General features: G+C 54.6%; 19 protein-coding genes. 12 read left to right on the forward strand and 7 right to left on the reverse strand.

From position 1 onward, the window contains the following. Positions 1-15 precede the first annotated feature (15 nt). The 6 genes from Enr10x_RS23860 to Enr10x_RS23885 all read left to right on the forward strand — a co-directional run bounded on the left by Enr10x_RS23860 (position 16) and on the right by Enr10x_RS23885 (position 5,850). Positions 16-225 (forward strand): DNA gyrase inhibitor YacG, encoded by a 210-nt coding sequence (locus Enr10x_RS23860; RefSeq protein WP_145113655.1) that lies wholly within the window; start codon positions 16-18, stop codon positions 223-225. After that, positions 209-1,303 carry a DMT family transporter gene (locus tag Enr10x_RS23865; RefSeq protein ID WP_145113657.1) on the forward strand — a complete coding sequence of 365 codons (1,095 nt, stop codon included), beginning with the start codon at positions 209-211 and terminating at the stop codon, positions 1,301-1,303. The genes Enr10x_RS23860 and Enr10x_RS23865 overlap by 17 nt, the downstream gene beginning before the upstream one ends. Then, positions 1,296-1,922 (forward strand): gamma carbonic anhydrase family protein, encoded by a 627-nt coding sequence (locus Enr10x_RS23870; protein WP_145113659.1) that lies wholly within the window; start codon positions 1,296-1,298, stop codon positions 1,920-1,922. Before Enr10x_RS23865 ends, Enr10x_RS23870 begins: the two co-directional genes overlap by 8 nt. Positions 1,923-2,062: 140 nt before the next feature. Further along, positions 2,063-3,391: a Gfo/Idh/MocA family oxidoreductase gene (locus tag Enr10x_RS23875; protein ID WP_145451584.1), complete on the forward strand. Its 1,329-nt coding sequence runs from the start codon at positions 2,063-2,065 to the stop codon at positions 3,389-3,391. A gap of 340 nt (positions 3,392-3,731) precedes the next feature. Next, complete coding sequence (locus tag Enr10x_RS23880) at positions 3,732-4,448, forward strand: EF-hand domain-containing protein (RefSeq protein ID WP_145113663.1); 717 nt, start codon at positions 3,732-3,734, stop codon at positions 4,446-4,448. 55 nt (positions 4,449-4,503) lie between these two features. Then, complete coding sequence (locus Enr10x_RS23885; protein WP_145113665.1) at positions 4,504-5,850, forward strand: outer membrane protein assembly factor BamB family protein; 1,347 nt, start codon at positions 4,504-4,506, stop codon at positions 5,848-5,850. Between the two features lie 7 nt (positions 5,851-5,857). Here the strand turns inward: Enr10x_RS23885 and Enr10x_RS23890 are convergent, their stop codons facing one another. Beyond that, positions 5,858-6,277 carry a secondary thiamine-phosphate synthase enzyme YjbQ gene (locus Enr10x_RS23890; RefSeq protein ID WP_145113667.1) on the reverse strand — a complete coding sequence of 140 codons (420 nt, stop codon included), beginning with the start codon at positions 6,275-6,277 and terminating at the stop codon, positions 5,858-5,860. A gap of 12 nt (positions 6,278-6,289) precedes the next feature. After that, a complete protein-coding gene (aroC, locus tag Enr10x_RS23895) occupies positions 6,290-7,432 on the reverse strand; it encodes a chorismate synthase (RefSeq protein WP_145113669.1) in 1,143 nt (380 codons plus the stop codon). A 260-nt stretch (positions 7,433-7,692) separates the two neighbouring features. Between aroC and Enr10x_RS23900 the strand changes: the two genes are divergently transcribed. Then, positions 7,693-8,445: a DUF1614 domain-containing protein gene (locus Enr10x_RS23900; RefSeq protein WP_145451585.1), complete on the forward strand. Its 753-nt coding sequence runs from the start codon at positions 7,693-7,695 to the stop codon at positions 8,443-8,445. Here the strand turns inward: Enr10x_RS23900 and Enr10x_RS23905 are convergent. After that, a complete protein-coding gene (locus tag Enr10x_RS23905) occupies positions 8,438-9,082 on the reverse strand; it encodes a TlpA family protein disulfide reductase (RefSeq protein ID WP_145451586.1) in 645 nt (214 codons plus the stop codon). The two genes, Enr10x_RS23900 and Enr10x_RS23905, sit on opposite strands and share 8 nt — an antisense overlap. A 126-nt stretch (positions 9,083-9,208) precedes the next feature. On the opposite strand from Enr10x_RS23905, the gene Enr10x_RS23910 reads away from it, so the two are divergent. From Enr10x_RS23910 to Enr10x_RS23930, 5 genes are all read left to right on the forward strand, one after another. Further along, positions 9,209-10,033 carry a sulfite exporter TauE/SafE family protein gene (locus Enr10x_RS23910; RefSeq protein WP_145451587.1) on the forward strand — a complete coding sequence of 275 codons (825 nt, stop codon included), beginning with the start codon at positions 9,209-9,211 and terminating at the stop codon, positions 10,031-10,033. 93 nt (positions 10,034-10,126) lie between these two features. Next, the gene (locus tag Enr10x_RS23915) at positions 10,127-11,071 is read left to right on the forward strand and encodes a M28 family peptidase (protein WP_232093118.1); all 945 of its coding nucleotides are present in this window, start codon (positions 10,127-10,129) and stop codon (positions 11,069-11,071) included. Between the two features lie 61 nt (positions 11,072-11,132). After that, the gene (locus tag Enr10x_RS23920; RefSeq protein WP_145451589.1) at positions 11,133-12,491 is read left to right on the forward strand and encodes a cytochrome ubiquinol oxidase subunit I; all 1,359 of its coding nucleotides are present in this window, start codon (positions 11,133-11,135) and stop codon (positions 12,489-12,491) included. A 5-nt stretch (positions 12,492-12,496) separates the two neighbouring features. Next, positions 12,497-13,537, forward strand: a complete 1,041-nt coding sequence (gene cydB, locus Enr10x_RS23925; RefSeq protein ID WP_145451590.1) for a cytochrome d ubiquinol oxidase subunit II — start codon at positions 12,497-12,499, stop codon at positions 13,535-13,537. Positions 13,538-13,774: 237 nt separating this feature from the next. Next, on the forward strand, positions 13,775-14,302 hold the full coding sequence (locus tag Enr10x_RS23930) for a hypothetical protein (protein WP_145451591.1): 528 nt from the start codon (positions 13,775-13,777) through the stop codon (positions 14,300-14,302). Between the two features lie 12 nt (positions 14,303-14,314). Here the strand turns inward: Enr10x_RS23930 and Enr10x_RS23935 are convergent, their stop codons facing one another. The 4 genes from Enr10x_RS23935 to Enr10x_RS23950 form a co-directional block, all read right to left on the reverse strand. Beyond that, entirely contained in the window at positions 14,315-15,478 is a 1,164-nt protein-coding gene (locus Enr10x_RS23935; RefSeq protein ID WP_145451592.1) for a sulfotransferase family protein, read from the reverse strand. A gap of 470 nt (positions 15,479-15,948) precedes the next feature. Then, positions 15,949-17,481 carry a xylulokinase gene (gene xylB, locus Enr10x_RS23940; protein WP_145451593.1) on the reverse strand — a complete coding sequence of 511 codons (1,533 nt, stop codon included), beginning with the start codon at positions 17,479-17,481 and terminating at the stop codon, positions 15,949-15,951. Positions 17,482-17,559: 78 nt separating this feature from the next. Further along, positions 17,560-18,315 (reverse strand): 3-keto-disaccharide hydrolase, encoded by a 756-nt coding sequence (locus tag Enr10x_RS23945; RefSeq protein ID WP_390621363.1) that lies wholly within the window; start codon positions 18,313-18,315, stop codon positions 17,560-17,562. Positions 18,316-18,418: 103 nt separating this feature from the next. Next, positions 18,419-19,186, reverse strand: coding sequence for a glucose 1-dehydrogenase (locus tag Enr10x_RS23950; RefSeq protein ID WP_197997344.1), 768 nt, complete (start codon positions 19,184-19,186; stop codon positions 18,419-18,421). Positions 19,187-19,261 lie beyond the last annotated feature (75 nt).

Consider the following 19,261-nt stretch of genomic DNA (forward strand, 5'->3'; position numbering starts at 1 on the left):
TGGTCTGAGGCTCCGATGATCCAACCTCAAACATGCCCCATTTGTCGCAAGGTCGTCACCGTCAAAGCGGGTGACGACCAGTCTGCTTTTCCCTTCTGCAGCAAGAAGTGCCGCGATGTCGATTTCTTCCGCTGGTCAGAAGGCCGCTATGCCATCGTGGAAGAACTGGATCCGCGGCTGATCGAATTGCAGCGTCTGGAGCAAGAGGGTGAACAAGATTACTAAAGCGTCTTCTGCGAACCCTCCTGAGCCAGCTGCGACAGATCAGATTGAAAATCAGGCCCCCGACGGCATGTCTCCCGTACTGAAAGGCACGCTGTTCGGGCTTCTCTCTGCCCTGGCTTATACCGCAGCGAATATCTCTCTGCGTGAAGCAGCCGTCGATAACAATGCTGACTGGGCGATCTGGATCTCCGCGCTGAAATCCGTACCCGCCACCATCGTGGGCTGGGTGCTCGTCACCTATCGCGGTTCCAAAGGACTGCCGGCTCTGCCTCCCCGCCGACTCGTCATCCCCCTGATTCTGACCGGGCTGCTGATGCAGTTTGGCGGAAATGTGATGTTTCAATGGTCGCTGAGCCTGGGCGGGCTGGCCTTTACCGTCCCCCTCTGCTTTGCGACACTGCTCGCGACAGGCGCCATTCTGGGCCGCCTGTTTCTGCAAGAGGCGATCACGCCCCGTATGTTTGTTTCCATGGTCATCCTGACTGGTGCGATCGTCGTGCTCAGCCTGGGCGCGCACCAGGCGGAAGAATCAGTGTTTGAGCACATGACTCAACATTCCCGCTCGATGGTGACGGTGGCACTGACGGTCTTTGTGGCTTGTGTCGCCGGCTGTGCTTATGGCGCAGGTGGGGTCATGATTCGCGGGACGGTACGAGGCGAGATGTCCATCTCTGCGTCGCTGGTTCTGATCAGCACGACGGGGCTGGTCTGCCTGACAGCGGTCGCTTTTTATCGACTCGGCTTTGAAATCCTGTGGAAGACAACACCCTGGCAATACCTGGTGATGCTGGTGGGGGGCATCATGAATGCGATCGCCTTCTTCGCCATCGGTGGGTCTATGAAATACCTGACCGTCACCAGGGTGAACCTGCTCAACGCCTCCCAGACCGCGATGGCTGCCTTTGCCGGCGTGTTCTTTTTCAATGAAGAATTGACGGTCTGGCTGCTGAGCGGAACCGCACTCACCATTGGCGGGCTGTTCCTGATGGAGAAAAAACGCCCCGCGGTCCCCAACAATTCACTCACGCAGGCGACACAAGCCGACTCAATGCAACAGGAGGTCAGCTCTCATGAATAACCCCGACTCCTTGCCTGAATGGCCTCTCAAAGCAGAGTCTATCCCCGCAGCCCCGGAGCTGCCTTATCCTGACGTGGACTGTGACTGGGAAGCCCTGCATTCCTTTCCGGTGATCGATCCCACCGCCTGGGTCACGCCGGATGCAATCGTCACCGGCCGCGTACGCCTCAAAGCCCACAGCACAGTCTGGCATCAGTGTGTCTTGCGAGGCGACCTGGAATACATCGAAGTCGGCGAAGAGACGAACGTGCAGGACGGTTCGGTGCTGCACACCGATCACGGATATCCCTGCATCCTGGGAAACCGGGTGACGCTGGGACACTCAGCCATCGTGCACGGCTCCGTTGTCGAAGATGACGCCATGATCGCCATTGGAGCTACCGTCCTCAGCCGTTGTGTGATTGGCAAAGGAGCCTTGATCGCCGCCGGTGCCCTGGTGCGGGAAGGGATCCATGTCCCGCCGGGAACCCTCTGGGCCGGCTGTCCCGCCCGGCAGATCAAAGTCCTCACCCCTCAACAGCAGGAACGATTACAGGCCACCTGGCAGCATTACGTGAATCTGGGTGCCGCCAGCCTGCAACGTTTCGGTCGCGAGCATATCGACAAACTCACTCAGTAATCTGGCCGCCCTGTTCACCAGTTCAAACGCTCTGCAAAAAACTACCAGCAGATCTCGTTTTTGCCTCGTAAACAGAGTGGCGGCTATGGTATCCTAAAGCATCAATTTTGTAATGAAACTAATTATCTCAGGACCCTCTTATGAATACTGAAAACAATCAGATTCCCGCGTCTACGACGCGTCGTGACTTTCTCAAAACCGGATCGGCAGCGGTCGCTGCTTCGACCCTTTCAGGCAGTGTATTTGCGGGAACTTCTCCGACAGCCGCCCTGCAATCCAGCGTCTTTGCCGCCGGCAGTGATGAGATCCGCGTCGGTCTGGTCGGCTGTGGAGGCCGTGGGACCGGTGCCGCAGCCCAGGCACTGTCTGCCGATAAGAATGCCAAACTGGTCGCGATGGGTGATACCTTCTACGATCATCTGGACAAGAGCTATAAGAACCTGAAAAAGAACCAGGTCGCCGAGCAGGTTCAGGTCGACGCCGACCATAAATTCATTGGCTTCGATGCCTACCAGAAGGTCATCGACTGTGTGGATGTCGTTCTGCTGACCACCCCGCCTCACTTCCGCCCCATGCAGCTGCGGGCTGCGATTGAAGCAGGCAAACATGTCTTCGCCGAAAAGCCGGTCGCCGTCGATGCTCCGGGCGTACGTTCTGTCATGGAAACCTGCAAGCTGGCGAAAGAGAAAAACCTGTCGATCGTTTCCGGTCTCTGCTGGCGTTACCACGAAGGGATGCGCAAGACCTTCGATCAGATTCATGAAGGCGCTGTGGGCGATGTCATGGCCATCCAGTGCAGTTACAACACCCGCGGTCTCTGGATGTTCAAACGGGAACCGGAGTGGAGCGACATGGAATGGCAGATGCGCAACTGGCTCTACTTCACCTGGTTGTCCGGCGATTTCAATACCGAACAGCATGTCCACAGCCTGGATAAAATGGCCTGGACCATGAACGACCAGACTCCGATTGCCTGCAGTGGTACCGGCGGACGCCAGACACGAACCGGCAAAGAGTACGGTCATATCTATGACCACTTTGCGATTGTCTACGAATATCCGAACGGCGTGAAAGGCTTCAGCCGCTGCCGGCAGCAGGATGGTTGTGCCGTCGATGTCTCGGATCATGTCTTCGGCACCAAGGGCCGCGTCGATGTCTTCAAGCATCGGATCTATGATCCCCAGGGCAAAAAGACCTGGGATTTCCGTGGTAAGAGCAAGAACATGTATCAGGTCGAGCATGATGAATTCTTCGAAAGCATCCGCTCGGGGAATCCGATCAACAATGGTGACTATATGACCAAGAGCACCATGCTGGCAATCATGGGTCGCATGGCTGCTTATACGGGTAAGAGCATTACCTGGGATGAAGCCATGAACTCGAAAGAAGATCTGACTCCTGCGAGCTACGAATGGGGCCCCCTGCCGGTGCCGCCAGTCGCAATGCCGGGGATTACCGCTTTTAAGTAAGTGGAATCCACTCAGGACAGCTGAACTCGTCAGCACGAACGAATGTGAACAGCGCCCGCAGAAATTCTGCGGGCGTTTTTTGTTGATCAATGCTGACGGTCAGGTCAGATAACTCCTTCGATGAAAATTCCATGATTGCCGAGTTTTTCGAAACATTTTCTCGTCTTCCGTGTTTGATTTTTGTAGTTTGAATTCGATCAGATACGTTACAGCTACAAAAGTCGGGGAACAGGTAAAGCGTCAGCGAATCCACCTGTTCATTCGAATCCGACAGACAATAATGTAACCTTGTTGGTAGAATCAACTTAACATTTCTAAATTACATTTCGGAGACTCTCAGATGTGTTTGACTCGTCTACTTTCCGTTGGCACCACACTGCTCGCAATCAGTGCCACAACCCTGCTTTCAGCTCAACCTCCTGAAGGAGGCGATCGTCCCCAGCGCGGTGACCGGCCGGAAGGACGTGACCGTGGACCACGCGATGGTGCTCCTGGTGAGCGTGGGCCTCGTGATCGTGGTCCCGGACGAGGAGGTCCAGGGGGGCGCGGTAATTTCATGATGATGCTCCCGATCTTTGTCGTTCTCGACGTAAACAAGGATGGTGAGCTTTCCAAAGAAGAAATCAACAATGCCACCGCCGCACTCCAGAAACTGGATAAAGACAAAGATGGAAAACTGTCACAGGACGAACTGCGTCCCGATTTCGGTGGCTTCGGCCGTCGTGACGGTGATCGTCGTGGCCCCGGCGGATTTGGCCCTGGCGGTTTCGGTAACCGCGGTGAGGGTAACCGTGGTGGCGGAGACTTTGTCGAACGGATGATGGCCAATGACAAAAACAAAGACGGCAAACTCACCAAAGATGAACTTCCCGAACGGATGCAGAGAATGTTCGATAACATCGACACCAACAAGGACAAGGAACTGGATAAAGCAGAACTGACCAAAACAGCAGAACAGTTCAACGCCCGCTTCCGTTCACGTGGTGGAGATCGAGGTGACCGGGGACGTCGCAACTCAGACGGCGATCGCCCCAAACGCCCTGAATCTGATAACTAAGCACCCATTTTTCCGTTTGGTTCATCAACGCATCCTGTTTTCAAAGGACCATCACATGCAGTCCCGAATTGCTGTCTTCGCTTTGTTGATGTTGATTTCCTCAAGCGTTCAGGCAGACTGGATGCGATTTCGTGGACCAAACGGATCGGGAGTTTCTGACGAAACGCAGTCTACGCCTGCGGTATGGAGCAGTCAGAAAAACCTGAAATGGAAAGTGGCTCTACCAGGTCCCGGTTCCTCCAGCCCGATCATTGTGGGTGACAAAGTGTTTGTCACCTGCTGGTCGGGCTACGGGACGAGCCGCAATGCGCCTCCCGGCGATCAGAAAGACCTCCGGCGACATCTGATCTGCCTGGATCGTAAAACGGGAAAAATTCTCTGGGATCGCAGTGTGGAACCGGTGCTTCCGGAAGATGTCTACACCGGCATGTTTGCTGAACACGGATTCGCTTCGCATACGCCCACTTCCGATGGCAAACACGTTTATGCCTACTTTGGGAAGTCCGGCGCAGTCGCTTATGACATGGAGGGGAACCAGCTCTGGCAGACCATCGTGGGAGATGAACTCGATCCCCGCCGCTGGGGTTCGTCTTCCAGCCCGATTCTGTATAAGGACCTGCTGATCGTCACCGCTTCTGCCGAGAGCGAAGCGATGGTGGCTTTGAATAAGAAAACGGGTAAGGAAGTGTGGCGACAGGAATCCACGGGATTCAATGCCACCTGGGGGACTCCGATCCTGGTGCCTGTTGATAAAGAACGGACTGACCTGGTCATCGGTGTGCCTTATGAAATCTGGGGCCTGAACCCGGACAATGGAAAACTACGCTGGTACTGCGAAGCCATGTCGACCGACACCTACTGCTCGAGCGTGATCGCCGGCAAGGATGGTGTGGTGTACGGCATTGAAGGCCGGGGCGGCGGATCGATCGCCGTCAAGGCGGATGGCAAAGGGGACGTCTCTAAATCACACGTTCTCTGGTCAGGGCGGGATGCGAATCGCATTGAAACCCCGGTTCTCTATGACGGTCGGATCTATTTCTTCTCCCGCGGCATCGTCAACTGCATCGATGCCAGGACAGGCGAGCGGATCTTTCGCGGTAGACTGGAATCCGACAGCGGATCTACTGCCAGCGAAGAACCTCCCCGGCGAGGCGGATTTGGTGGACGGGGAGGCGGCGGTTTCCGTGGCAGTGACTATTCCTCACCCGTGGTTGCCGATGGCAAGATCTATTTCGTTTCCCGTTCGGGTGAAACGTATGTGATCAAAGCCGGCGACAAACTGGAACAACTGGCCGTCAACCGCCTGACCAATGACGAGGAAGATTTCAGTGCCTCGCCCGCAATCAGTGATGGCGACCTGTTTATCCGCTCGAGCAAGCACCTGTATTGTGTCGGTAAATAAGGCGCGACTATTCGCCCTGAATCGTCACGACCAGCCTGCGGCTGCCGCCGTGGTTCCGATGCTCACAGAGATAAATTCCCTGCCAGGTCCCCAGGCAAAGTCGACCGCCACTGATGGGAATCGTCAGTGAATTCCCGATCATGGAGGCTTTGACGTGCGCCGGCATATCATCGGGGCCTTCACAGGTATGCACGTAGGGAAATGATTCCGGGGCGATCCTGTTGAAAGACATCTCCAGGTCCACGGGGACATCCGGATCCGCATTCTCATTGATCGACAGGGAAGCCGAGGTATGCATGATGAAAACGTGCATCAAGCCCACTTCGATCTGCGCCAGTTCGGGAACTTCACTGAGGACTTCCCGCGTCACGATATGAAAACCGCGTGGCAGTGCGGGGAGGCGGATCTGTTTCTGTATCCAGGCCATGGCGAGACTTTCTTAAATATCGTAGGATCGATCCGGAACCGTCTCACACTGTGCCCGCCAGCGTAACCAATGGTCCGCCAGCGTGATGGCCAGCATCGCTTCGGCAATCGGGACGAACCGGGGCAGCAGACAGGGATCGTGCCGGCCTTTGGTTCGGATGGTCGTTGCTTCGCCTTCCCGCGTGACGGTTGGTTGTTCAATCAGCAGGCTGCTGGTCGGTTTGACAGCCGCTCGAAAGACCAGGGGTTGTCCGGTCGAGATACCTCCCAGGCTGCCGCCATGGCGATTGCCGTCGGTACTGATAACCGGTGCCCCGTCAGTCTTTTCCGCGACGAAGTGATCATTATTCTCACTGCCCCGCATGGTGGCACAGCCGAAACCGGAACCGTATTCGACTCCCAGGACCGCGGGGATGCTGAATAACGCTTTGGCGATGTCTGCTTTCAGTTTGTCGAACACGGGCTCGCCCAGTCCCGGGGGAACATTGAGGGCCACGACTTCCGCAACACCACCGATCGAATCACCGGCTTTGCGGATCTGATCGATGAAGGAAATCATCTCCTGTGCCAGTTCGTGATCAGGACAGCGGACCGGATTCAGTGAGCCGTCGGCAAACTTCTCGACCTGCTCGACAGTAATCGAAGTCGGATCGGCAATCTCGGCTTTGAGATGTCCCACCTGGGTCACATAACCGATGATGCTGCCGCCGAAGGCTGTCTGCAGGATTTTCTTGGCGACCACACCGGCAGCGACGCGGACGTTGGTCTCGCGGGCACTGGAGCGTCCACCGCCACGATAATCGCGGAACCCGTATTTCGCATCGTAGGTGTAGTCAGCATGCCCCGGACGGTACTTGTCTTTGATGTCGCTGTAGTCTTTGCTGCGCTGATCCTCATTGCGGATCAGGATCGCCAGGCTGGTTCCGGTGGTCACCCCTTCAAAGACGCCGGACAGAATCTCCGGATGGTCGGCTTCTTTCCGCTGGGTGACGATCTTGCTCTGTCCCGGTTTACGACGGTTGAGATCAACGAGCAGATCTTCCACGCTGATCGGAATTCCCGGGGGAACACCGTCGATAATGACTACATTGCCCGGACCGTGGCTCTCGCCAGCTGTAGTGATCCGAAAGGCCTGTCCAAAAGAGTTTCCTGCCATACTTTGAATTGTAGCGGGACGTCGGGGAAAATCATCCTTACCGGAAGCCTCTGGTGGACGAATTCGCAGAGAAGGTAGGAATTGTTCGGAATATTCCCGCTGAAAACCTGCAGAAATGAAACCTCAGCCGCTAAAATGACGCGGGAGTCGGTCCCCCGGGCCGAATTCCTGTGTAAATGTATCCAATCGCCGCTCTCCGACAGAGCTGCTCGCGAATAGAGCCGCTTGCTAACAGAGATTGACTGGAAAGAGTAAACCCCGTGTCGAGCCCGCAACCAAACCCCTACGCCAATCCCCAGGCCGCCGGCTGCATGCTGTTCAGCCTGATGATTTTTCTGGGTTGTATCCTGCCTTTGATGTTCGTCAACCTGGCAGAAACCGCCTTGCGGAACCTGCATCTGAGCCCCCAGGCCGCAGTGCTGGTCCTGTTCGGGATGATCTTCGGTTCGCTGATCAATTTTCCCATCGCCCGCTTCCCGCTGGATAAAGAGGTGAACGTCCCCTATTTTGAACCCCTGGCGGGAATGCAGATCATGCCGCAGATGCAGAAGCTGCGCCAGGAAGCCATTGTGGCCATCAACCTGGGGGGCTGTGTGATACCGGTGCTGCTGGCGATCTGGCTCTCGCGGTTTATTTTTGCCGGGGGACAGACGCCGACACTGGTCATGCTGGGGGGCATGGCATTGAACACCCTGATCTGTAATCGCGTCTCCCGGCTGGTTCCGGGAATGGGAATCGTGATTCCTTTCTTTATCCCTCCGCTGGTGGCGGTCTGTGCGACGATCCTGGGTTTTGGCATCCTGGGTCCGATGGCGGGTGAGGTAGGCCGTGATTTCCAGGCGCTGCACGCACCAGTCGCCTTCATCATTGGAATTTCCGGCCCCCTGATTGGAGCCGACCTGATGCACTGGAACGACTTCAAAAAACTGGAAGCCCCCACGATCAGCATCGGTGGTGCAGGAACCTGGGACGGGATTGTGCTTTCCGGCCTGATTGCCGCCCTGGTTATTTAGTCGGCTGTTGTTTCAGCAGCGATTCGAGAAACGGAATCACGTCCTTCTGGTACGTATAGCCTCCCCTGCCGTACTCACGATGATCGTTGTCGAACCGTTTCGCGACTTTTCCTTCCTGATCGAACACATAGGTTGCCGGAATCGAAGCCAGATCAATTGAGGGAAAGAATTCGTCCGAGGCCACATTGTTCAGAATATTGGGGAAGTGAGCCTGATGTTTCGTCAGAAACTGCTCCACCTGCGGGCGGAACGATTCCGGTGGATGCCGTCTGCCGCCGAAGTAGTCGCAGTTGAAGGAAATACAGACCACCGCTTCCGGGAAACGTTTCTGCAGGGAGACGAATTCCGGAAACTCCTGCATGCAGGGCTGACAGGAATTGGACCAGAGATCGACGACCACAATCTGGCCCTGGTGTTCCTGGACCAGTGCTTCCACGCGATTCCAGTCTCCGATTTCCAGTGGTACTCTGGCTGCCGACTTTGTTACCTGCCGTGGATCGGATGTGGTCGGCGCGGGCTCCGTTTCTGCTTTTGACTGGCAGGACGAGACAGAAATCAGAAGTGTCGCGCAGAAAACGGCAGACCAGAACGGCATTTTCTGAAAAAAGAAAACGGGGGTTTGCCGTAAATTCATCATGATTGACTTGGTACTCTGCTGCGGAAACTTTTAAACTGAAACGCCATTACAACACATTATATCCCTCGCAACGGATGACAACCATCTGAACTTCGATTTCAGTGCCTGATTAGAAAGTCAAATCCCTTGGACTGGTGGCAGAATCTATTACTGGCAGGAGTCGGCCTGATTGCCGGCATCCTGAATGTGCTGGCGGGCGGTGGTTCGCTGATTGTCATGCCGACAATGGTCTTCCTGGGGATCCCGGGGGCGGTTACCAATGGGACCGCCCGAGTCGCGATTTTAGGGCAGAACCTGACCGCGATCGCCGGTTTTCGGCAGAAAGGATTTTCCGATTTTAAACTCAGTTTTTCACTGGCGCTGTGCGCTCTGCCCGGTACTTTTCTGGGTGCGTTTCTGGGGACGAAGCTGACCGGAGTCTGGTTCAACCGGATACTGGCCGCGGTGATGCTGAGTGTGCTGGTGACGATGATTCTGGGCCAGCGCAAAAAGAAAAAACCGCAGCCAGAAAGTTCAACAGAGCCGGAAACTGCATCAGGTCCGGAAGCAGCAGTTCCCACGGTGTCTGCTGAGTCAACCGAACCACAAGCAGAACCAGGCCATTCGCTGGCAGGTCATCTGCTGATGGTCCTGGCGGGTTTTTACGGGGGCTTCATTCAGGCGGGCATCGGATTTATCCTGATCGCCATTATGAATAACCTGATGAAGATCGATCTGGTCCGTACAAACATGCACAAGGTGTTCATCGTGGCGATTTACACGATTGCCGCCATCGGAATCTTTGCCTGGCAGGGTAAAATAGACTGGGTGACCGGGTTGATCCTGACCGTCGGCATGTCGGTCGGAGGCTGGATCGGTTCCCATCTGGCCGTGAGCAAGGGGGAATCATTCATCCGGATGGTGTTGTATGTGGCTATAGTTGGTATGTCGATCAAGTTACTATTGATGTAAGATACCATGCAGCGAGATGATTACATTTTTCGAACGGATTTTTCAGACAGCAGGCAGGTAATGCGACCAATCAGACCAGGCAGACGAAACAGATTGCGCGATCACGCTTCGCTATTCAGGTACGCAGCGATCCTCTGGGCGCTCCTCCTCGTTTGTTCCGTCAACAGCACTTTCGCTGCCGAACCGAAGTTTGATGCGGCTCGTGCGTTTGGTTATCTGACCAAGGTCTGCCGCCTGAAATCGCGAGTCAGTGGTTCGTCCGGTATGGCCGAGCAGCAGAAGCTGATTGCAGAGCATTTCCGGGAACTGAAAGCGCAGGTGAAATTTCAATCCTTTGACGCACCCCATCCACTGCGTGGCACCCCCGTGCGGATGAACAATATGATTATCAGCTGGAACCCGGAAGCCAAAAAACGGATCCTGCTGGCCTGCCACTACGACACGCGCCCGTTTCCCGACCGAGACCGTTATCGTCCCCAGGGACTGTTTATCGGCGCCAATGATGGTGCCAGCGGGGTCGCGTTTCTGATGGAACTGGGGAATCTCATGCCCGAGTTAAAAATCAGTCACGGCTATGGCGTTGATTTCGTGTTCTTTGACGGCGAAGAACTGGTCTACCGGGATAATGATCCCTATTTTCTGGGTTCCAAATATTTCGCGAATCAATATAAATCGGAACCGCGGGACTATGACTATGTTTACGGTGTGCTGTTTGACATGATTGCTGATAAAAATCTGGCGATCTACATGGAAAAGAACAGTATCAAATTCGCACCGCAGCTGACCCGCAGTATCTGGCTGGCTGCTCAAAAAGTCGGTGTCAGACAGTTCATTCCCCAGGCCAAATTTGAAATCCGGGATGATCATTTACCACTGAATGAAATCGCGGGCATCCCCACCTGTGATATCATCGATTTCGATTATCCGGCCTGGCACACAACCCGGGATATCCCACGTGCCTGCTCGGGTGCCAGCCTGGAAAAAGTAGGGAAAGTCATGATTTACTGGCTACAGAATATTCCTGAATCAAACAACTAATATTCAAACAGGGCGTTGTTCGAGAGAAAGCCCCTGATCACTGCGTCTGGAAATCAGAGGAATGCTGGATACACTCCTGTTACATCGCGTGCAGTTTGCTTTTACTGCTTCGTTCCATTACCTGTTTCCCCAGCTGACGATGGGGCTGGCGCTGCTGATTTTCATTCTGAAGACTCTGGGCCTGCGGGGCCATGCCTGGGCCGATGTGGCGGCTCGTTTCTGGTTGAAAATCTTTGGTCTGACCTTCCTGATGGGCGTGGTGACAGGAATTCCACTGGAATTTCAGTTTGGTACCAACTGGTCGCAACTGGTGAAATCAACCGGTTCGATCCTGGGCCAGACTCTGGCGATGGAGGGGATGTTCGCCTTCTTTCTGGAATCCACGTTTCTGTATCTGCTGATCTTTGGCGAAAAGAAACTGAGCCAGCCGCTGCACTGGGGCGTTTCGTTTCTACTGATGGCGGGTACGTGGCTGAGTGGCTACTTTATTATCTGTACCAACGCGTTCCTGCAGCATCCGGTGGGTTACCGCATCGACGAGGACGGCGTGTATCATCTCACCAGCATCTGGGCCCTGCTCAGTAATCCCTGGGCGTTGAAACAGTATCTGCATACGATGACCGGCTCTGTGATTACAGGCTGTTTTACAATGTCCTCGATTGCCGCTTACTATCTGCTCAAAGAAAAACATGTGGAAGTCTCGCGCCGGTTTCTGAAAGTCTCAGTCATCGTCGGATTTGCCGCCTGCCTGATCGCCGTCATGCCGACAGGCGACTGGGAGGCCAAGCAGGTACTCAAGCATCAGCCAGTCAAATTCGCAGCCATGGAGGGGCACTTCCATACCGAAGACGGTGCGGGTATGGTGCTGATCGGCCAGCCCAACCTGGAAGAACTCAAGATCGACAACCCGATCATTATTCCCCACGTGCTTTCCTTCCTGACTTATTCCAGCTGGAATGCGGAGGTGAAAGGGCTGACGGCTTATGACCGGGATCTCTGGCCGGATAATATCGAACTGCTGTACTTTTCCTATCACATCATGGCCGGTTTGGGGACACTGTTTATTGCTTTGATGGGTCTGAGCATCCTGATGCTGCTGAAAGGGAAACTGCATACCACCCGCTGGCTACTCTGGTTGCTGATGCTCTCGCTTCCCTTTCCGTTTATTGCGAATACTGCCGGCTGGTTTACGGCTGAAATTGGTCGCCAGCCCTGGCTGATTTACGGGTTGATGAAAACGGCAGACGGTGCTTCCCGGAATATCTCTGAGGGCAACGTGCTGTTCACGCTACTGGGATTTATGGGATTATACCTGCTGCTGTCCGTGTTGTATTTCTTCCTGGCCACCCGCCTGATCGGACAGGGACCGGAGGCACTGAACCTGAATCAAACTGATGCTGCTACCGCAGAGGGTGCTTGAGCGAAATGGAAACAGTCTGGTTACTACTACTGGTATTCATGATTGCCACTTATGTGGTACTGGATGGCTTCGATCTGGGTGTCGGTGTGCTGCATCTGCTTCTGGCCAGAAACCGGGCGGAGCAAAAGCAGATCATGCAGTCGATTGCCCCCCTGTGGGACGGGAACGAAGTCTGGCTGATCGCCGCCGGCGGAACGATGATGATGGCCTTCCCGGGCTTTCTGAGCTCGATGTTCAGCGGCTTTTATCTGCCCCTGACGATGGTGGTCTGGCTGTTGATATTCCGGGCCATCAGTATTGAACTGCCGCACTTTCTCGAGGACTCGTTGTGGATCCATTTCTGGAACATGATGTTGTTTGTCTCCAGCGGGCTGCTGATCGTGATCCTGGGTGCCGCGATGGCGAATGTCTTTCGGGGCGTGCCCCTGGATGCTACCGGCAGTTTCTTTGAACCACTGTGGACCAATTTTCGCATCGGCAAACAGACCGGGATCCTGGACTGGTTCACCATTCTGGGAGGCATTACGTCCGCGACGATTCTGCTGCATCATGGTGCACTCTGGCTGATTGCGAAAACGGATGGCGTGATCCAGCAGCGGGCACTCAAGGGTGCCGCCTGGCTGTGGGGCGGTTCCTTGCTGCTCACCCTGGTCATGTTTGCCGCCTGCTACCAGGTACAGACGCAGGCCCGCGGAAACTTTTCCTCACATCCCTGGATGTGGATTCTGCCTGTTCTGGCACTCCTGTCGCTGGGAGGCTCACTGCTGTTCCGCAAACGGCAGCGGCATCTGTCTGCGTTTCTGTGTTCCGGTGCATTTATTTATCTGTTCCTCTTTGGCGGCACCGCTGCACTCTACCCCAACCTGCTCCCCGGGCTGAATCCGGAGCATCATCTGACAATCTATAACACGTCGCCTTCCACAGAGAAACTAGCCACGACGCTCTGGTGGTGGATTCCCGGAATTCTCCTGGTAGGCGTCTATTTTACGATCCTGTTTCGTTCGCTGCCTCCGGTCATTTCCGCTTCGTCTACAGACGAACATTGATCCGAAATTGAACAGGCTTCGCTGCTGCAACGGAGTTTCTCCCCACCGACGATGTTGCGAAAAATCAACCAACTCATTCATTCCCCGCAGCCTGAGTTCAATCGGCCCTAAAACGTGGTTTCGCCGTTTTCTCTATGTTTCCCCACCCTGTCGGTCTGCAAAATAAAATTTCACTGGACGCGTTTCATCTGAAACTGAATTTGTTAGACTTGAAACTGAGCAGACTGGAAGATTGGAATGGCGACATTTCAGCAGATCAAGGGGGTTCCCCCACCAACTCTCAAGGATGTACCTATTGTGGCAGATACCATTCCCGGCATTATTGTCGGCACACTCCTGGTTTTATTCGGAGCAGGATTGATTCAGTTACATCGCACTTCCTGGTTTCATCGGCAACATGATGATGAACTGAGCGATGATGACTATCAGTTTTTCTCCCGACAATACCGCAGGCGGATGCAAACCTCGAGTCTTTTGATTCTGATCGGTTTCCTGATTGTCATTGGTGATTCTCCGTATATGCCCTGGAAAACCTACCCGGGCCTGTTCGCCGTTTACTGGCTAGGCATCCTGCTGATCGCCTTCTGGGTCATCCTGAGCGCGATTGGAGACATGAGTGCTTCTCGAGTACGTTCTACCACATTAATCTCGCGCATCCAGGATCAACAGCGAATACTGGAGAAACAGCTCTCTGAGCTCAGGCAGAAGCATCAGGGGAAATCGCAATCATCTGAGGATGACGAGACTTCCGAAACGAAGGACTAGCGTTCAACGGGCTCAGGAGGCGACGCGGGCTTTCTTGATCAGGGCGTCGGAAGGCAACCGTTCGTAGCCGAACAGTTCGAAGGCTTTCTGCCAGCGTTCGTAGATTTTCTTTTCCTGGGCCGCGTCCATTTCGTATTTGTTCTTTTTGTAGGATTTCTGATCCTTCAAATACGGCTGCATATTCTTTTCCAGATCGTCAAATCCGGTCAGATTCAGATGCTCATAGACCTTTTTGAGTTCGCCGACCGGATCGGCGGTGAGATCTTCAAAGCTGACCTCGTGTAACTGTCCTTCCGGAACAATCTGGCGATCCCGTTCGTAGACGTGCAGATGGTTGACGTAGATGTTCGCCATGTCCTCTTCGAGTTTTTCCATGTCGAGGGGAGCAAAGCCGTTATCGCCGAACATGGTTTTCCGCAGGTGCAACGTGGAGTTGTAAACCTTATACGGATTCCGATGGATGTAAATGAAACGGGCATCGGGGAACATGTCGAGCAGGAACCGGATGCGGAACGTATGCGTGGGTGATTTGAGCAGCACATGCTTGTTACCGCCGGCCCGGTAAGTCAGCTTCTGCATGAAATAGCGGAAGGTGTCTCGCCAGACTTTGTCTTCTTTGGGCGTCAGTTGATCGAGCTCGTAGAATCGATCGTAGACCTCAGCCTGATCGCTGAAGGCAATCGCCAGGTAAGGCGACATCAGATGCAGGAGCATGATCGAGGTCTCATCTTCCTGCGGGAGGTCCCAGGTCACCGGCATATTGTCCATCGGTCGCTGTTTGGGGATCAACCGCTTAACGACATGCTTGAGAACAGGTTCGGTCAGCAGGAAGTGCGAAGGGAACAGCATCGCACCCATGTTAGGATAGATGAACTGCTCATCCATCGACATCAGGTTATGCAGCAGTGTGGTTCCACTCCGCCAGTGCCCGATAATAAACACGGGAGATTCCAGCTTCGTCCGTTTGACCTTCCTGCTGTAAACCAGAGTTTCCAACGCACTCAGACAGGAATTGGAGACACTCAGGATGCCGGAGGAAATCAGCCGGTAGAGACCAGACCAGCGAATGGTGGGACGTAGTCGCATCAGTTTGACGAAGTTGATAAAGTCGATACCGGACCAGACGCAAAAAGGGCCCTGACTCGATCCACTGTTATTTACCGATTGTTTGGTCATCTGCAGAGAGTGTCCTACACTTTATCAACGCAATTCAACGCCTGCCGATCAAGGTTTTGCCCGCCTTCAGTTAGCTGATGCAATCAACCTGGCTGAAGCGTTAAGAATATAATCGATTTTTCTGAAATTGTCTTGGGAAGGCATGTGGATTAGTGGAGCTTGTCTGACATTTTCTACCACGATATCCAATATTGATCCAGTCGGGTTTTGGGGACCTGTCATGGATTATTTCGGCATCCGTTAAGCCAGACTTCGATGAACTCTATTCTGATCATGGGGATTGCCCAAATACAGACGTCAACACTCGTCATAAAGTACGCGTCCATTCCCATCTTAAACTAACTGTTTCGCCTCAGTTACACAATTGAACGCACGAAAAATAGTTGTGAAACATGTGTTTCCCGCAGGCGGCAATAGCAGCGTTTACCGGTTCTCAGATTCGGAATCCCCTGGGAATAGTGGACAGCAGCTTACTTCAGGAGTTGATTGATGCGGGGAAAATCATCTTTGAGGGAACTATACAGATCGCGGTACACGGGATAGGCCTGATTGTAGATGCGTTTTGCCTTTGAGTTTACGCTCGTGCTCTGGACCACACGGATCGTTGACGAACAGGCTTCAACCACATCCTTATAAGCCCCGGTTCCTGCAGCGGCCAGCAGCGCAACTCCATACGCGGGGCCCTCTTCGGCATTGATGGTCACGACCTTCTGTCCGTAAATATCAGCCTGCAGCTGCCGCCAGAATGGACTGCGAGCCCCACCGCCGGAGAGTCGAATCTCCCGGACGGGAATATCCAGCTCTTTGATGATTTCCAGCGAGTCCCGCATGGCATAGGTAGCTCCTTCCATGACAGCCCGGCTCAGATGGGGGCGTCCGTGCCTTAAGCTCAGACCGATCCAGGCGGCCCGGGCATCGGGATCCGCGTGCGGAGTCCGCTCGCCAGTCAGGTAAGGCAGAAAAAATAAGCCTTCACTTCCTGGAGGGGCCTGTTCCGCCTGCGCCGAGATCAACTCATAGGGATCGACCTTCTTCCGTTTCGCTTCTGCCACCTGCTGTTCACACAACTGATTGCGATACCACTGCAGACTGCCCCCGGCGGAGAGCACCACGCCCATCACGTGCCACTTATCGCGCACCGCATGGCAGAACGTGTGCACGCGTCCCTCGGGGTCGATCTGAACTTCATCGCTGTGCGCGAAAACCACGCCGCTGGTCCCCATCGTGGCGGAGATCACCCCTTTTTTCACGATGCCGTTGCCAACAGCGCCCGCAGCCTGGTCACCCCCGCCGCCGACCACAGCCACACCTTTAGACAGGCCCAGCAGACGGGCTGACTCTTCGGTCAGGTGGCCGCTGACATCTTCCGATTCATAGACATCGGGCAGCAGGCTCTCGTCCAGTTCCAGCTTGCTCAACAGGGGACGGCTCCAGTTCCGTTGCTTCACATCCAGCAGCAGGGTTCCCGATGCGTCGCTGACTTCGGTCGCGAATTCCCCTGTCAGGCGGAAGCGGATGTAGTCTTTGGGCAATAACACCTGGACGGTTTTGTCAAAGTGTTTCGGTTCCTGATTCCGCAACCAGAGAATCTTGGGCGCAGTAAAGCCCGTCAGGGCCGGGTTCGCGACCAGCTTGATCAGCTTTTTGCGACCGCCGGCCCGCTGTTCAATTTCTGCACACTCCGCTGCCGTTCGCTGATCGTTCCAGAGCAGAGCAGGGCGAATGACTTCGTGCTTCTTATTCAGAAACACGCTGCCGTGCATCTGCCCGCTCAGGCCGATCCCTTTGACGTCCGCGGCTTTGATTTTGCCTGCTTTGAGGACCTTGCGGATACTTTTGATCGTTGCCTGCCACCAGTCTTCCGGATCCTGCTCCGACCAGCCGGGATGCGGACTGTAAAGAGGATACTCTTCTGTCGCGGACGCCAGAATGGCTCCGTCTTCCTGCATCGCCAGTGTTTTGGTACCACTGGTTCCAATATCCACACCCAGAAAAACAGCCATCGCTCGGTTCCTTCTCTCTCGGTCAGTTTATCTATTGCAGTCTAACGGTCACCTGCTGACAGGCACAGCGTACGATCTCTACTCGGGGCAGACACAGCCGACGGGATGGACTTCTGCCAGCTCCCGAATCCAGATATTCCGGAATTTGACCGGATTCTTGTGAAACTGCAACTCAATGGGAAGCTTGTCTTCATGAGCCGTATAGAAGGGAGGCTGATGATAGAACGTGCCCCCCTGCAGTTCGGTATGATTCTGCACGACGACCCCGTTCTGAATGACGGTCAGATAAGCCGGCTTGACCAGCTGGCCGTATACATTGAAGCGGGGGGCGTTGAAAATGATATCGTAGCTCTGCCATTCTCCCGGTTTGCGGCAGGCATTTACCAGTGGTGGGTACTGCTTGTAGATCGCTGCGGCCTGTCCGTCGAAGTAGGTTTTATTGTCGTAGGAATCGAGAATCTGAACCTCGTATTTCCCCATCAGGAAGACGCCACTGTTGCCGCGTCCCTGTCCGTTCCCCTCAACCTTGGCCGGCGTGGCCCATTCGATGTGCAGCTGGCAGTCGCCGAACGACTGTTTGGTTTGAATGCTCTGTTTGTCAGTGATCACGTAGCCGTCTTTGACGATCCACTTGTCGCCCCCTTTCCACTGGTCCATGTTCTTGCCGTCGAAGAGCACGATCGCATCGGAGGGGGGCTGATGGGGAGCTGTTTTCACGACTTTGGGTTCTTCCCAGACCAGGCCGTTCTTATATTCTTCCACCAGGTTCGCGTAGGTGTGATACGCGGTTCCCAGAAAAGTCATGATTACCAGCACACGAAAAACACGTTTCATACCTGTCATGATTCACTCCTGTGATCTATTTCTATCAATCGATTTTAAATCGGAATCTGAGCCCGTCAGGCCCTGTATATCAGTTATTTACAGACATCTATAATCAGTAATCGAGGCTCGCGCCCCCTTCGGCTTCGATCGCCTGTCCTGTGATAAAGCTGGAATCTTCGGTCGCCAGGAACAGGGCCAGCTTGCCCATTTCTTCGATGGTTCCCATCCGTTTGAAGACCTGCAGCTCTGCCACCCGCTTAAGTGCGGTCTCGGGATCGGGCAGTGTGGCCGCCCAGTCATGCATCAGCGGTGTCTCAATATTACTGGGGAGAATTGCATTCACGCGGATGCCTGCCTCGCCCAATTCGATTGCCAGGGATTTGGTAAAACTGACCTGGGCGCCTTTGGTAGAACAGTAGGCAGTCGAATGATGCTGGCCCAGGACCGCGGTGATCGACGACATGTTGATGATCGTCCCTTTGGTTTTCCGCAGATGAGGCAACGCGTATTTGGCGCCTGCAAAGGTGCTGAGAAAGTTGACGCGCATCAGCTGTTCCATCTCTTCGATGCTGGTCTCTTCCAGAGACATCGCAGGGGGATGGACGCCGGCGTTATTGATGATGCAGTCCAGTCGGCCGTACTGTTCGACGACCAGTTCGATCGCCGAGCGAAGCTGTTCATGCTCGCCGACATCGCATTGCACGAACATCGCTTTGCCGGGGCCGGTTTCATTCAGTTCGCGAGCCAGTTCCTGCCCCGCCTGGAGCCCGCGGGACAGAATCGCCACGTGGCCTCCTTCTTCACAAAAGACACGGGAACAGCCTTCGCCGATCCCCTTGCTGCCACCGGTGACAATGACGACGCGATCTCGAAATCTCATTTTTCCCTCGCAGGATCTGTTGTGCAGGATCAAATCCGAAGTGCCCATCCGACACGCCGGTTTGATGTTTACGGT

The organism is Gimesia panareensis (assembly GCF_007748155.1).
In the GTDB taxonomy this organism is placed as follows: Bacteria; Planctomycetota; Planctomycetia; order Planctomycetales; family Planctomycetaceae; genus Gimesia; species Gimesia panareensis.